The organism is Dyella psychrodurans (assembly GCF_003363265.1).
Classification (GTDB): Bacteria; Pseudomonadota; Gammaproteobacteria; order Xanthomonadales; family Rhodanobacteraceae; genus Dyella_B; species Dyella_B psychrodurans.
Map to the genome: position 1 here is coordinate 705,294 of NZ_QRBF01000001.1, position 14,386 is coordinate 719,679.

General features: G+C 55.2%; 12 protein-coding genes. 4 read left to right on the plus strand and 8 right to left on the minus strand.

Annotation, left to right across the window (positions count from 1 at the left end):
* Positions 1-517: 517 nt before the first annotated feature.
* The 4 genes from DWU99_RS03275 to DWU99_RS03290 are packed head-to-tail and all read right to left on the minus strand — an operon-like array spanning position 518 to position 5,200.
* Positions 518-2,155: a CsgG/HfaB family protein gene (locus DWU99_RS03275; protein ID WP_158543225.1), complete on the minus strand. Its 1,638-nt coding sequence runs from the start codon at positions 2,153-2,155 to the stop codon at positions 518-520.
* Positions 2,156-2,169: 14 nt separating this feature from the next.
* Positions 2,170-2,835 (minus strand): hypothetical protein, encoded by a 666-nt coding sequence (locus DWU99_RS03280; RefSeq protein WP_115476548.1) that lies wholly within the window; start codon positions 2,833-2,835, stop codon positions 2,170-2,172.
* Positions 2,836-2,882: 47 nt separating this feature from the next.
* The gene (locus DWU99_RS03285) at positions 2,883-3,995 is read right to left on the minus strand and encodes a hypothetical protein (protein ID WP_233510843.1); all 1,113 of its coding nucleotides are present in this window, start codon (positions 3,993-3,995) and stop codon (positions 2,883-2,885) included.
* The gene (locus DWU99_RS03290; protein WP_115476549.1) at positions 3,986-5,200 is read right to left on the minus strand and encodes a hypothetical protein; all 1,215 of its coding nucleotides are present in this window, start codon (positions 5,198-5,200) and stop codon (positions 3,986-3,988) included. The genes DWU99_RS03285 and DWU99_RS03290 overlap by 10 nt, the downstream gene beginning before the upstream one ends.
* Before the next feature lie 800 nt (positions 5,201-6,000).
* On the opposite strand from DWU99_RS03290, the gene DWU99_RS20765 reads away from it, so the two are divergent.
* Positions 6,001-6,570 (plus strand): hypothetical protein, encoded by a 570-nt coding sequence (locus DWU99_RS20765; RefSeq protein WP_147292879.1) that lies wholly within the window; start codon positions 6,001-6,003, stop codon positions 6,568-6,570.
* Positions 6,571-7,150: 580 nt separating this feature from the next.
* The gene (locus DWU99_RS03295) at positions 7,151-8,263 is read left to right on the plus strand and encodes a DUF3800 domain-containing protein (RefSeq protein WP_115476550.1); all 1,113 of its coding nucleotides are present in this window, start codon (positions 7,151-7,153) and stop codon (positions 8,261-8,263) included.
* A gap of 24 nt (positions 8,264-8,287) precedes the next feature.
* On the opposite strand, the gene DWU99_RS03300 is transcribed toward DWU99_RS03295, so the two are convergent.
* Positions 8,288-8,788, minus strand: a complete 501-nt coding sequence (locus DWU99_RS03300) for a hypothetical protein (protein WP_115476551.1) — start codon at positions 8,786-8,788, stop codon at positions 8,288-8,290.
* 185 nt (positions 8,789-8,973) lie between these two features.
* A complete protein-coding gene (pdxR, locus tag DWU99_RS03305; RefSeq protein ID WP_115476552.1) occupies positions 8,974-10,431 on the minus strand; it encodes a MocR-like pyridoxine biosynthesis transcription factor PdxR in 1,458 nt (485 codons plus the stop codon).
* 104 nt (positions 10,432-10,535) lie between these two features.
* Between pdxR and DWU99_RS03310 the strand changes: the two genes are divergently transcribed.
* The gene (locus DWU99_RS03310; protein WP_115476553.1) at positions 10,536-11,108 is read left to right on the plus strand and encodes a hypothetical protein; all 573 of its coding nucleotides are present in this window, start codon (positions 10,536-10,538) and stop codon (positions 11,106-11,108) included.
* A gap of 80 nt (positions 11,109-11,188) precedes the next feature.
* Here DWU99_RS03310 and DWU99_RS03315 read toward each other — a convergent pair whose 3' ends face one another.
* Together DWU99_RS03315 and DWU99_RS03320 are read right to left on the minus strand one after the other, a co-directional pair.
* Positions 11,189-11,884 (minus strand): hypothetical protein, encoded by a 696-nt coding sequence (locus tag DWU99_RS03315; RefSeq protein ID WP_115476554.1) that lies wholly within the window; start codon positions 11,882-11,884, stop codon positions 11,189-11,191.
* 185 nt (positions 11,885-12,069) lie between these two features.
* Complete coding sequence (locus DWU99_RS03320) at positions 12,070-13,512, minus strand: YyaL domain-containing protein (protein ID WP_147292880.1); 1,443 nt, start codon at positions 13,510-13,512, stop codon at positions 12,070-12,072.
* 599 nt (positions 13,513-14,111) lie between these two features.
* Here DWU99_RS03320 and DWU99_RS03325 point away from each other — a divergent pair.
* The gene (locus DWU99_RS03325; RefSeq protein ID WP_115476557.1) at positions 14,112-14,381 is read left to right on the plus strand and encodes an XAC0095 family protein; all 270 of its coding nucleotides are present in this window, start codon (positions 14,112-14,114) and stop codon (positions 14,379-14,381) included.
* The last annotated feature ends 5 nt before the right edge of the window (positions 14,382-14,386 follow it).

Below are 14,386 nucleotides of genomic sequence, written 5' to 3' on the forward strand. Positions count from 1 at the left end.
GCTGAAAATGAAGAGACGCTTTTATTGATTTCGAACCCATGGACTTTTACTGGGCCGAGGTGGGTTGCCTGTAAATCAATACAAAGGGTGAGCATTCAGCGCTCGCGCTTCAGGAAATCATGAAGGGACTCTATAGCAAGCGCACGCATTCTTGGCTCACGATGGGTGAAGGCCGGTTTTTTCCTAATATTGGCCGCGTATCAAGCCATACACTACCAAACACCAGCGTCTTATCTATTCGCTGCTGGCTGCCTGTGTATGGCATGGACCGACGCGTTCAGAAGGTATCCGCCGCCGGCGACACTAAACTCCACCATTGGGGGTATCTACCGAGGGTTTAGAAGCCCCGAGTATCGTCCAGAACCCATGATCCTCATCGTTGGCATCCTTGGCTTGATACTTTGGATTGTCAGCTTTGTGATGTGGTTGCGAGCCTTATTTAGCTAAGCTTGCTTAATAACGGTGTCAGGGTGGAGTAGTCCAACCTGACACCGTTATTGACCCCGTTATTGCCATTTTACCAATTCGAATCACCGGTCGACGCAGCCGCCTTCGATGCCTGGGCCTGTTTCGCGCGTGAAGAGTGCATGGCTTTGGCCGGCGACGAACCCGTAGGCGGCGTACTCAGCGCGAGCTGGCCACGGAGTTCAAGGCTTCCTGGCGTGTAAGGATTACCCAACTGCACATTATCTTCGACGATGTGACCGTAGGAGAGGTTTGGCGTCACCCGATCGATGGTGATGCTGCAGCAAGGCGTTTCCGTCGGACCGAGCGACTGACCAGACTGGGGGTCAACAACCGGCTTGCCAAGGGACACTGCTTGGTAAGTTGCTCCGTCCTGCACGGCCTCGCCACCCTGATTGATCACGACGTTACGCCCTTGCACTTGCAGAACCGAAAGCGGATACGTGCTTTGCAAGATGGATGCGACGATATTGCGATCTACGGCATCCATCATGTTGGACGCCAGGGTATTGCCATCGACGGAAATGCCCAACGTGGTGGGGCTGGTGGAGGGGAAGTCGTACTTGAAAGACTGAGACATCACCATCTGCCCCGTCGCTGCGTTGACCACCCGGAACGACACCTCACCGCCACCCGAATAGGAGACCAGTGTGCGGTTAGCCAAACGCAGAGGCTGTTCGTGGCGAACGTACTCGAAGCGATTGACCGTGGGAATCACGATCAGATCGGCAGCCAGTTGTTGACCGAGACGTGCCGTATCGGCAGCGGTCGCATTGCCCGACTGGATGAGGCCGATTTCCTGATCGATTTGTGCATTGGCTGTGCGATCGAGCACCGTAAAACGATGCGTTTGCGTGAGGGCCTCCGAGACCTTGGCCTGGATGGCAGAAGCGATGCCTTCTGACGGGATCGCGTTATCGCCCACTTGATACGTCTGTGTGCTGACTTGCGGTAACGCCACCACAACGCGTGTCAATTTGGCACTGGCGGCCTCACGATAAGTGGCCACATCGGCGCCAATGCGTACCTCCCACCGCGAGGCGTAATCGGTGTGTTTGCTTTGGTAGTCGACCTGAGTAGCTCCCTGGTGCTGATCCCAATTGCCCTTCACGCCTTCGCTGGTACTCGCCGAAGCGTCGCCGGCTGCGGCCGACGCATTGGCAGAGGCATCGACGCTACCTTTGTTCCAGCTGGCACCCTGGCTTGCTTTGAGGCTTTCCTCATCGGTGCGGGTGGGGACATTGACCTGCTTTTGCGAGATCAGTTGAAAGTGGCTCACCGCGCCGGACGTGACGCTCGCTACCCAGTTTGCATACGCGCTTGATGTCACGTCGACGCCCTGCCCGTCGGCGGCCACGGTCATGCCGGCATTCATTTGCAGGCTACCTGCATCGATCTTTTTGCCGTTCACCTGCTCGATCGCAAGTCGAATGGCGTTGTCGACGGCATTTTCAAGCGTGGTGCCGGTGGCCGTCACCTCAACGTGCTGGGTCGTGACGCCACCGAAATCAGGATTCGTGCGTAACGGCTGCGCAGCAGATGGAGCCGGCTTCGCTGATGTTGCCGACGCCACTGTGGCTGAGTGCGCTGGCGTCGATGCCGAATCATCGCTCTTTTGATGGCAGCCCGTCATGGACAGGGCTACCAGCAAGCTGCCACCAAGGAGTACGTATCGTGAGTGGACGCTCATAGTCATCCGCCGATTCAGAGGCCAGCCAGCGCTTGGGTCGCGTCGCTTGGCACTTTGACGCCGTTGTTCTGGCTGATCGTCATGGTCTTGCGGAAAACATCAAAGAGATTTTTGGAGTATGACGGTGTCGACTTCGCGACGAAGGCGCCGGCCTTGAGCTTCGTTAAACCGGTCGTCAAGCCGGACATGCCGGTCATCGAACCTTTCGCCGTCGCCGTGAACTTCTCGGCCTGCATGACGACATCACGCGTGCCCAGTACGCCCTTGGCAAAGTGTGGCAGGCTCTGCGCGTAGTATTCCTTTTCTTCGGCCGTCAGCGTCGTTTGCTTGGCCTGCTGTTCGGCAATCGCCTCGTTTGCACTATTGGACACATCCACTGTCTTCTGCAGCGCATTGGTGTCGGTACCTGTGCTTTGCAATGCCTTCTGCTGCGCATCACAGGCGGCCGCCTGGTCTTTCAGGCCATATGCTTGAGCCAGCAACGACTGCGCGTTCAACACTTCACTTTGCGATGCAATAAAAGACTTAACCAGCTGATCCTGAGCCGCCAACGCATCGGAAGATGAATTGGTTGTGCTTGCCGTACCCAGCGATGGCAAGTGGAACTGCGCATTCGCGGCGGATGCAGCGAAGAGAGCCGACACGATGCAAGCGGTGAGAGCTAATTTCGTACCTTTCATGCTATTCCCCTGTTCTGATTAGTGCTTAGTAGGCAAAAGAGTGACGATCAGCGAATACCTTTATTGCTGAGCTCGTCCACCATTTGGTGGGCGGCCTGACTGGCCGCTTCCTTCAGTGCATTGGTTCGTGCGACGGTGGCGTCCGGTCCCAGACCGGCGTACTGCACGGGTCCGATCGAGACCAGGGTGCGCGCAAAGCGCCCTTGGACATTGAGTACCTTGCCGGTGACAGTCACAAAGACGCGCACATTGCCGCTGACCGGGTCTTTGTCGGCCATGCCTACATCCAACGTGCCGAAGGCGAAGTAGCCGATACCCGCACGCTGCACGCCCTGGGTCGTGCTGTACATGATGTTCGAGGGAAGATCATTGCCGTGGCTATAGGCGTCGCGAATGTTCGCAATATTCACCATGCCACCGCTGGCCCCTTCTACCTGATCGGCTTCCACGACGTCATAGCCCGCGTCGGAAAAGATACCGGTCATCGCCGTATCGACTTCACTGGCGTTGGTCACCGACCAATCCACCTTGTCCGCTTTGCGCGTGACGCTTCCACCGCTAGTTGTCGCCTGGCTGGAGTGTTGTTGGGTCGAGTCCGACGTTCCGATGTTGTGCGCCTGAACGGACTCGCCCTCGTTGGTCGAGCTCGTCATCGAGCTGTCGGCGTCTGTGCGCTTGTAGACCTTGTCGTCGAAGCTTTGAACGCTCGACTGGCTACGTGCCACAAAGAGAAACGTCATCGTGTTGTGGCCAGCGGAGGCTACGTCCGTCGCAGATGACGCGCCCGTACCCAGATCGTTCATGAGCCGCGTGCTGTTGATGTCTGCACGAATCACGACCGAATAGGTTTTCGCTTGTTTGTCCTGATTTTCGGATAAAACGGTACTACCCAGGATGTAGTCGTCGATGTGAGCTGTAAACTGATCCTGCTTGGACTCGAAAATGCGCGAGCGTGCCGCATTGGTATCGGCGATGTAGCGCTCCAATGCATTCACTTCGGCCTTCTTCAACGCATCCTGTCGCTGGGGTGCACTCAACGACCAGCCTGTGTAAGGCACCGTTGCCATCCCCTTTTCCGAGACGGTTTGAGCGTTTACCGGTACAGCAAGCAACGCGAAGATACCGGCGATGGCGCCATAGCCCCAATGCTTCATCGACATGATTGAATTAACTCCCCTAGAGATTGGAACTGGCTCTGTGCCTGGGCGTCGCTGGGAAGCCCAGACTTCAGCCATGGGTTATGCGGATCCGACAGCGAACTGGTGAAATTGAAAAAGAGCGTTTTGAGCGTGTCATATGCAGGCGACCAGTCATCCACATTTGTCTGCGCAGTCGGCACCGTTTTGGTTTGGCCTTGCTTGATACGCTGTGAGAAATACACGTGATTGGAAAGCGGTTCTAAAACTGTCAGATCGACGAAAGCGCCGTAGAGATAGACCGTCGCCACGCTGGAACTCGACTGGTTAATCTTCTTGAAACCCGCCACGTTGATGCGAATGTCGTAGTCGGCCTCAGGAATTTTTAGGTCGTAGGACTCGCCCTCGATGAAACGAGCAGCCATGGACGATCCCAGTGCCTGATTGCTGCTGTAAGGCAGTACCGATAGACGCTGGTTGGATGCCAGATACGTTCCAAACGCCTGGGCGACTTGCTGGGGTATCGCCGCCGCATCGACTTGTGGCGCGTATTGATGAAGGTAGTCGACAGCCTTGGTATCCAGCGTGGACGATGTCACGCGCAAGTGTTTGCTGGATGCCAGCGGTACTTGTGCGCGGCTCAGCGTTTTGACGAATTCGCCCGTTAAGGAGTGCATGCCATCCGTGCCGAAAAGAAGGCCTTCAAATGCCTTTTGAATGTCGGCATCCGTCGGAGGCGTCGGACTCACCGTGATGAAATCGATGATGAAGGGAAAGCCCCCCAGCACCTGCTTTTCTTTGAAGTCAAAAAAGAGTGCCTCCGCAGAAACCTCTACGCGAAGCTTGTAGACATCGCCGATGTGTTCGACCGATGCCGACTCCGCATCCAGGCCGAGCGCAAGCGCGACGGACTTCGAGGCATCCTTGACGGAGCCTAACGAATCGAACGAAATGGTTTCCGGGAGTGACTGTCCTTGAATCGAACTACGGACACTGTTATCGAGCGTGGTGTTTCCGCCACTCGCTAAGGCTTTGGAAACATGGGGGAATGTCTGCTCGACATTTGAAGCATTGGAGGTGTACGCAATGCCCGCGAAATAGACCGTGCTTGTGGGCAGCGCCGTCGCAATGGTCGACTTTAAGAACAAGCCAACAGCAAGTACTGCGACGCCAAAACCCTTGCCGAGGAAACGTACGTGACCCGTGTACCCTGTATCAGAGAGAAGCATTCCAATTGCCCCTTAAATTCGCTTGATCTTGTCGGCTGTACTGTCCTTCATAAGCTCTTCAAGAAGGACGTTGCCTCCTCGATGAGCAACCTGAAGCTATGCCACTCAGTACGTCATGAGCGACAGCGGCAACAAAAGCAGGATCTGTGCCTACTTGGCGGCTATGTCGCTTACTGGCTGTTGTTCGATAGACAAAGGGTTCTTCAAGTCCCCTTTAATCAACCAGTTGGTCAAATATTTAGCAGGGGTGCGAGCGCCGCGATCGCAAGATCTTTCTAGCAGGTGAAACGATACCACCCTCCATTTTGTGACGTGGTTCGTCATATTTGGAAACAAGTGGAGCACCGGCTATTTGGCTGGAAAGAGTAAAAAAAGCGCAGGGCGAGCTGATCGGCAAACGAACCGGAGGTAGTTAATTCACTTATAACTACCTCCGGTTCGTTTTTTCGGTTCGTTTTTTCGCCCCCCAAAAGCAAACGCACATCCAAACTTACACCCGCTCCCGCAACGGTAACGAGCGACTTTTCGTTCGGCATATGACGCGGCACTCCTTATGATGTGCAACAAAGGGATTTGACAGTGTGAAAAGTGGCAAATGACCTGCCTCGGCCTAAAGCGTATTCGGTGCCGCCTCACCCGAAGAGACAATAGACCCGTGAAAAAATGATCAGTGCCCAAATGTCTGGCGGGGGGTGGCTCAGTCATTGTGACGGCTTGATCACGATCTCCGGAGTAGCCTCGACCGGCTCGTTGTGCGATCGCGGGTACCGCCATCACTTGAACTAATATCGGAGGCAACTATGAAACGCAGTGCGTTTGGCTTGTCGTTGTTAGTTGGCATTCCACTGCTAATTCCTGCCATGGGAATAGCGGGTTCACCGATGGATCAGCACCAAGATGCTCCAACAGGCATTCGAGACAACCTTATAAAAGCGCTGATGGATGGCAAATTTTGCGCTGTTTTCATCAACAAAGACGCGAAGGATGCACAACATCTGAGCGTGCAGCCTGGATCTTTGTACGGTGTCCAATACTTTCATGCCACGAATACCTGGGTGGCAATTGGACCCACTCCGCATAATCCCTCATTTCCATATGCGCATCCGTGGGACGCGTACAGCCAAGTACGCAATGGTCTCCCGCCTAATAAGGGTACGGGCCTCGTATATCTCATCGCTGAAGTCTTTGTGATTGACGAACACGGCTGGATATGGGATGCGGTAAGCAATGGCTACTCAGGGACTAGATATGACGTCAATGGGCGGCTGTATTGCGGCGACGATATTTACTATCCAAATCCAGTTCCGAAGCCGCCATCCGATAGCGAATCCAAAGCCGCAGTTCGTATAATCGAAAGTACCAGCCATTAACTTCGGCGCGTGACGACGACCAGCCACCCACAATTCGGGTGGCTGACCAAAATTAAGTCAACCAGGCACCGTTCTTGTTGGACTTCTCCAATTGTCAAAAGGGAAAAGGCATGAGCTTTCAAGGTCGTAGTGTCGCGGACCTCAGGGCGATTGCCTCCGCAGCGGCAGCTGGCAACGCGCGACTCGTATTTGCTGGCATCGCAGCTCTCCCATTGGCAGATCTTCGAGCTATCTCTTCAGCTGGAAACGGTGTTGTCTTTTTTGAGAGCCAATAGTCACTTTCTGGTCAAGCACAACCCTCAAACCGTTGGCGTATCTCAAAAAATGCGGACTCGACTCCAGCCACCTTCACCATCAAAGCAAAACGCCTGACGAGAAATCGTCGGGCGTTTTGCTTTGGTGCGATTTTATCGGCCAAGCTTGACTATCCACGTGGTTACGCTACTGAAAATAAGTCAACCTAGTACGGAGGCAGATGTCCAGCCTTTATCCGCGCAATCCGTAAAGAAGCACACTTAGGGGGAGCAGTCTAAAGTTTTGAGTTGCTGAGATAAGGGAGTCACCACACACAGGGGAGCACATGAGCAACCACGAGTTAGAAGGTAACGGTGAGGGTCCTGAAAAAAAGCAGGAATTATCCAAGGAGGAGAAGCTTGCGAAAGAAAAAGCCAAATTCCTGGAAAAGTTTGCGGCTGGCGACACCAACCATTTGCAAACGCGAGTTGCTTGGGTACTCAACCGTTACCCTTCGGCCAGAGACTCCGATGTCACCCTACAGGTTCAATACTGGCGAACGTTTAATCGAGATCTTCTATCTGGCCCAAACACGGTGACATTGGAAAATCTCTACCAACTCACCCGCTTGACGGACCTTGCAAGGGCACGAGCCAAGATACAAAACGAATATCACTTGTTCCAAGCCTCCGAAGGCATTCGCAAACGACGGGGGATCAAGGAAGGTGAAGAGAGGGCTCGCCAAATTGATGACCAACCACCACTTTCAACATTGACTGTCTACTCAGATGAAAGTGGTAAAACTGACAACTTTCTCATTGTCGGCAGTGTTTGGTTCCTCATAGGTGAAGACGTCTACAATGTGGATAACGCACTAAAAGAATGGCGAGAGCGCACTGGTTTCAAGGAAGAACTTCACTTTACAAAAATCAGTGACCGCAATGCTGACCGCTACATGGAGGTCATCAACATTCTTGACGCCTTTGCCGCAACCATTAGTTTCCGTGCCATTACGATTGAACGAAGAGGACATGGTGACATTCCTAGAGTCCTCGATGACTTGCTGCTTCACCTTCTTGTACGTGGCGTCCGTCATGAACATGAAAGTGGCCGAGCCCCACTACCCCGTTCCATAAGTATCTTCAAGGACGCCGAAGAAGAAGCACGTGACAAACTCTCTGTTGCGAACCTAGAACTCGCCTTGGAAAATGTTTCTAAAGCACAGTTTAACAACCAACTTCACGTATCGCTCGTCCATGCTATTGATTCGAAGACGCTTATCCCGATTCAGCTAGCTGACTTATTCATTGGAAGCCTCAATCGAACCCTGAATGCGGCACAAAACGGCAACCATGCAAAAGATAGATTTGCAAGTGCGTTCCTCGCGAGATTTGCCGGAGCGGGAGAGCAACAACGTTACGAACAAGGTGGCGACATGACCGTCATTGACCAAGTTTAAGTGACTTCCATCTCCGCCCTTATTCTAGGGAACGCCCCGAGCGCGGCGAGAAATATTACCTGCAAAGCTGACACATACCATGGTCGTGAAGACGCGAAGTATTCGCAGAGGCGTTGGCAGATGCAACGCTCGCTCACTAATCCCGTTCAAAAAATAGACCATAGGCTGAAGGTCATCCATTGAAAGCGAAAAGTTTACGCGATGGCTTATCTTATTTCTCAAAGAATTCATGTGCTTCAGCGCAGGGATGGAGTCATGTTTATCGTCACTCACCCACATCGTAGTGAGCAAATCAATTTTCTGTGCAAACGATAGCTTAGCCTTTTTCCATTTTAGATTTGGATAGAAGCTCTTTAAGAAACTATCTAAGTAGTGCTCGATAATGAGATGGCACGACAAAAAATAGCCGAGCAACTCAAAATCTATTGCCTCTAGGCTAACCCACTCAATATTTCCTTCACCAATTTTTCCAACCATGGGCGGAAGTGCAAACGACTCATCGTCACCTTCGTCAATTTCGTTCATCTCGCCTCCTTGAAAATGGGTGCCATAACGGTGTCCTGGACTGAGTCAGGAAAGGCAAGCCCGCAATAGTCCCGCATCTCTTTCCCTCTAGCCTTAGTTTCCTATAGGTGCAAAACCTATCTTCTCCAAAGATTTCGACAACGGCCCGGGCGCCGACGAAAGCGGGATGGAGGTAGTTAACCCACTTAACTACCACCATTACTTTTCGCAACGGACACCAGCCGCTCAACACCAAGATGTATGGCGGGAATACTGAGTCCGCCAAAACGCAGCAGCAAACCGTCGTCATCGGCAGGTTTATGGCGATAGGAATTCAGTAAGTGCACCTCTAGGCCACTGGCCTCCGCCGTGCGTTGCACTTGCCGTGCATTGGGGTGGCGCAACAGGATTTGCAGTCCCGCCGTGCCTTTCTCCCAAGTCCAGCCGTGGTTGGCGAGCGGCTTTAGGCCTTCGGTCAGGACGGCGGCTTTTTCGGCATAGACGTTACGCATATGCCGTACATGGGTGGAGAAATGGCCTTCGTCCATGAATCGGCTCATGGCCAGTTGTATCAATGGCGCATTGAAGGCATCGAGTTGGGTGCGGATGTTTGCGAGCTGTTCCACCATCGCTTCCGGCACTACGGCGAAAGCGAGTCTCAGCGACACGAACATGGATTTGCTGAGCGTGCCGAGATAAAGCACTCGTGCATGTTGATCCAGCGAATGCAGCGGCGTAGCCGGTTGGCGCGCATGACCGAACTCGCCGTCGTAGTCATCTTCCAAGATCCAGGCTTCGTGTTTCTGCGCCCACTCCAGTAGCGCGATACGGCGCTCCGCGCTCATGGCGAAGCCGCAGGGAAACTGGTGCGATGGTGTCACGCAGGCGAGCCGAGCATGGGGTGCGCGTCGTAACCCTTCTTCTACTTGCAAACCCTGCCGGTCGACAGGTACATGCACGATGGCGGCCCCGGCAAGTTCCAGCGCTGCTCGCGTACCGGGATAGCCGGGATCTTCCACCCATGCTGCATCGCCCGGGTTCGTCAGCAACAACGCCAACAAGTACGAGGCTTGCTGGATGCTGTTGAAGATGATCACCTGCTCCGGCACACAGCGCACGCCACGCAGTTGTGCAAGGTGATGAGCCAGCGACTGGCGCAGCGCAGGAAGGCCGCGCGGATCGGTGAAGTTCATGTCGGCGCGTCTCAGGTCGCGAACAGCGCGCGCCTGGATGCGTTGCCAGATCTGCCAGGGAAATGCCGTGGTGTCCGCCACGCCGGCGTTGAAAGGCTTGAACTCATGCGTGAAGCGACACGCGAGATTGCCGGCAAGTTTGAGCCCGCGCGTCGAGATGGACGACACGCGCTGTGGTGCTTTTCCGTTTACGGCGGGATCTGTTCTCTTCACTGCCCGTTCGGCAATGAATGTGCCACGCCCAACGACGCGTTCCAGTAAACCTTCATCCACCAGCTGGGCATACACCTCCTCCATCAAACCACGGGACACGCCATAGTCGGTCGCGGCTTTACGGCTGGATGGCATCCGTTCTCCGCGCGCAAGCGTTCCTTGCAGCACGGCGTCGCGCAGGGCGAGGTAGACATCGGCGCGTCGTGGATGACTATTGGCTAACGGCGGTAGCAATACGCCTTGGGAGCTGCGTGGCATAAGTCCCCTGATATCGGTCCGATTTAGCCATCCAATACGGTACTGGAACGCCGTGCACGCCACAGTAGCATGGCCCTCGACTCTCCCAATCCCCAAGGTGCCGCATGTCTTTCAAAACGTCTTCTGCATGTACGCTGATTGTTGCAGTGCTAGTCGGCTTGACGGCCGCCACGCTTCCGCTTTGCTCGAGTGCCCAGTCGCCTGCACAACAGGACGGACAGCACGATTTCGATTTCCATCTCGGCACCTGGACCAGCGATATATCAAAGCTCCAGCATCCGCTGACCGGCTCCACCACGTGGGTCAGCTGCCAAGGCAAGCTGGTGGCGCGCAAGGTTTGGGATGGGCGTGCCCAGATGGAAGAATTGGAAGCCGATTGCCCGACAGGTCATATGGAAGATCTGCTGCTTTTTCTCTACAACCCGGAAACGCATCAGTGGAGCCTCAATGCGGCAGCCGTCGGCGACGGCGTCATCGGTCGGCCGATGTTCGGTGAATTCAAGAGCGGGCGCGGCGAATTTTACCATCAGGAGACCTACAAGGGTCGAACCATCATGGTTCGCCAGGTCTGGTCGGACATCACCCCGACGTCACATCGTTTCGAACAGTCGTTCTCGGATGACGGCGGCAAGACCTGGGAGACCAATTTCAGGGCAACGCTTACGCGGGTGCAGTGAGCGTAAAAAAAGGGTCGTAGTGCTTTGTTGAAGAAAAAACCACTTCGGCCCTTTTTCGCCCTCAAGGCTGCGCGGCGAGCTTACGGATTCGGATTCGGTGGGACGGGTTGGGCACCGCGAACTTTCGCCCTTTGCAACAGCTTTTCGCGCACGAATTGCTCAACCCCCTCTACGGCCTTTTTCATCTCTACCGTGTGGGGATTGTCGTCACCCTCGGCGCCATCGGACATGATCTCCTGCTCATAGTCGTAGAGCTGGCTGTCGAACTTGCGGACGGATTGCTCAAGCCTTTCGGGTGATGCCGATGAGGCGTAGATGTGCAAGGTAACTTCCATGGCCGTCTGCAATTTGCGGCAACACACAAGTACGTGCCTGATGCGTGTTACCACTTCGGTGCCCCAAAGCGCTTCCGCCTCGCAGTTCAACGTCTGCAACTCGACGCAGCTCTCCTGCACCGGTTTGAATCGGCTGTTGAACATGTGCATATAGGCATCGTGTTTCTCTTGCCCCGTAGCGTTCAGGTCGAAGCCTTTGGGAAGTTCCCCGGGCATGATCACCGGGCGGCGGGCAGCCGCGTACCAATCGCGGGTGCGAAACACCACCGTCAGGAGGCGTCGCGCAAGTTCAAAGTCAGCCTTTCCCAACTCCACGTCTCGCCATGTGGAGAAAGCGCGGCATGCCAGCACCACAATGATAACCGTAGCCAACGCGACAACCAGATCGAGTACAAATGTCATCGTACCCGGCCAATCGATCACACAGCTGACGTCTGGCATGCTTCCCTCCTTCCGGTGCCTTGGGTAACAGCGACTGAGGTTAGCTTAGACGAACAAGAGCAAAAAAAAGGGTAAATAAAGGAGTCAAAAAGGAGGTAAGGGTGCTTTTGGAGAATATCCCAGATAAGTACCCTGCCCCTCCCTTTTGGTTCAACAGGAAAGCGGTCGGCTCTTCCGACATTCCGCTAGGGCAAAACCGAATAGCCGGATAGATGGAGATACGCCCCGCCTTCTTTGGCATTTTCGGTCCCCGGCAGAAAGCGGATCGTATGATGGCCCGCCTTGGGCCAGCGCCAGGCGAACAAAATGGCGTTTGGCACGTGCCGGCCGTTGCTGGATTTGTTCTGCCAGATGCCGCTTTGGTCGAAGGTTTCTACGCCGTCGACGATGACACGCGCATGTCCGGCTTCGCAGCAGTTGTCGCCGATGGTACCGATCAACGCGATGGCCGAACCGTCGAACGCAATCGGCTCCGACGTCAGGCTGACGTCGCGCGCCGTGAAATGCGCACCCGACCAATCGTTGGTCGTTGAAACCGTCGTCTTCGGCGCGACTGCCGCCGCCGCGACTTCCAGCGCGAATCCGCCGTTGCTTTGCCAGACGCTGGTCACTGCGGTGGGAGCCGGGCCGTCGAAGAAACGCCCGAACGAACCATCTTGCGCGCGGGCTGACCACGCCACCGCCGCGTTACGCAGCAACCACTGCTGCGCTGTCTGCACATGGCGTTCGGTGGCGAGTTCGTAGAACGCTTCGACCAGGGGCTCGACGATGTCGTTTTCGGCCTGAAGATCCGCGAAGATGCCACGCGAGTCGGACAGGTGTTCGTCGATGGCGCGCGCCGTGGCGAGCGATTGTTGCAAATACGCGTCATCATGCGTGGCGCGATAGAGATGCAATCCATTCCAGATCATGTCGCCGTTCACCGAGGCGAAAAAGCGATGCGGCACCTGCTCGCACGCCGTGCCGTTATCGAAGACGTACACGCTGTAAAGCGGCACTTTCGGGTCGAGGTAATACTTGCGTATCGCCGCATAACGCGCCGATGCCGCCGTAAGGTAGCGCTGCTCGTGCGTGGTCTCGTAAAGCAGGATTGCGGCCTTCACCCCATTCGCATCGGTTTCAAGGGTTTTGAGGTGATTGGTTCCGCCGTCGGCGAGTTGGTAGTTGATCGCCGGGCACGCGCCGCGTGCAAAAACTTGCGCATGTTCTACAAAATCGAAAGCCGCACGGGCTTTTTGCAAGGCGACCGGATCGTGCGTAATTTCGTATTCGCGTGACGCCGCGATCGAATCCCACTCCGGAACGTCGCTCCACGAACTGCACTTCACACCCTCGGTGCAAGGCTCGGGATAGGACGGCGCCGTTTTCACCAGCGCATCCATGATGGGCACAACCTTCGGATCTTGGGTCGTTTTCCAATGCAGCCAGAGCGTGTAGGTCATCGAGTCGACGCCCCAGTCCTGATTGGACGCATGACAATCCGCAGTGGCGCATTCCCGCCACGTTCCGTCTCCGGTGTAGAAGACATGCACCATGGCGTCGACTGCATCCGCGCCTGCTTGATGAAAGGTTATCGGCGTGGCGCCCACTGCGAGCAAGGCCAAAGCGGCCAGTAGCAATCTAGTCACAGGTATCCTTTATGCACTCGACGGGTTCGGCGGAACATACCAAATCGGCGCGAAATGGGTGCCAAATTCACTTCCAAATTCAAGAAACTCAACTTGGCATCGCGTCCGCACCGCAAAGCGGGTGCAACCGAGTCAACAGCGGCGATGGGGTTTGCATAGCAAAAAATGGCGCGTAGGCAGACAACGTATCGGCTTTACCGCCAACACCAAATCCGCGTGCACTGACAGAAACCGCGTCGCAGGTATGCGATGGTCCACTCGTCGGGCGTGCCCATCCACCTAGATGAGCCCGGCACGCCCGACATGAGTGAAGTAGCGCGGATCGCCTGGGTACCAGCCAAACGATCCGCTGGCCACAACCAACTAGGGAACAGTTGACCATGGTTATGTTCGATCATACGGCACGCACGCATACGCGTGACCCCGCCAAGCCGATATTTGTACTGCTTCACCGCCGCTCATACTGCGCGGCGTCGGGCCACAATGGGCACACGTAGAAAACGGTACCGGAAAGTTCCAACACTACGTGCAGGATTTTTCCTGTAGCCCTTCGCGCCACGCGCAATACGTGGCGCGACCTACGGTAATGGACTAGGCCCATGAACAACCCCATCCACACCCTGTTCAACGCGGAAAGCTACGAGCTGTCCCAAGATCACTACGACGATCTATGCATGATTCGCGACAAGCTGCTTTTGATGGCGCAACTCGCCGGCACCGCCACCACGAACGGCGATCACGACACCATGCTTTTCATCCGCCGCAGCTTGATCGGACAGCTCTTCGCCGATCTGAGCTTTCAGATGGGCGACGTGTTGGACACTGTTAAACACACCACGACCGGCGTGGATCATGTACAGGCGCATTGAAGGCA

Excerpts from the sequence above, each read along its gene's own strand:
- DWU99_RS03275 (WP_158543225.1), bottom strand. The coding sequence starts at position 2,155 with ATGAGCGTCCACTCACGATACGTACTCCTTGGTGGCAGCTTGCTGGTA.
- DWU99_RS20765 (WP_147292879.1), top strand. The coding sequence starts at position 6,001 with ATGAAACGCAGTGCGTTTGGCTTGTCGTTGTTAGTTGGCATTCCACTG.
- DWU99_RS03280 (WP_115476548.1), bottom strand. The coding sequence starts at position 2,835 with ATGAAAGGTACGAAATTAGCTCTCACCGCTTGCATCGTGTCGGCTCTC.
- DWU99_RS03325 (WP_115476557.1), top strand. The coding sequence starts at position 14,112 with ATGAACAACCCCATCCACACCCTGTTCAACGCGGAAAGCTACGAGCTG.
- DWU99_RS03315 (WP_115476554.1), bottom strand. The coding sequence starts at position 11,884 with ATGCCAGACGTCAGCTGTGTGATCGATTGGCCGGGTACGATGACATTT.
- DWU99_RS03285 (WP_233510843.1), bottom strand. The coding sequence starts at position 3,995 with ATGTCGATGAAGCATTGGGGCTATGGCGCCATCGCCGGTATCTTCGCG.
- DWU99_RS03295 (WP_115476550.1), top strand. The coding sequence starts at position 7,151 with ATGAGCAACCACGAGTTAGAAGGTAACGGTGAGGGTCCTGAAAAAAAG.
- DWU99_RS03310 (WP_115476553.1), top strand. The coding sequence starts at position 10,536 with ATGTCTTTCAAAACGTCTTCTGCATGTACGCTGATTGTTGCAGTGCTA.
- DWU99_RS03290 (WP_115476549.1), bottom strand. The coding sequence starts at position 5,200 with ATGCTTCTCTCTGATACAGGGTACACGGGTCACGTACGTTTCCTCGGC.
- pdxR (WP_115476552.1), bottom strand. The coding sequence starts at position 10,431 with ATGCCACGCAGCTCCCAAGGCGTATTGCTACCGCCGTTAGCCAATAGT.
- DWU99_RS03300 (WP_115476551.1), bottom strand. The coding sequence starts at position 8,788 with ATGAACGAAATTGACGAAGGTGACGATGAGTCGTTTGCACTTCCGCCC.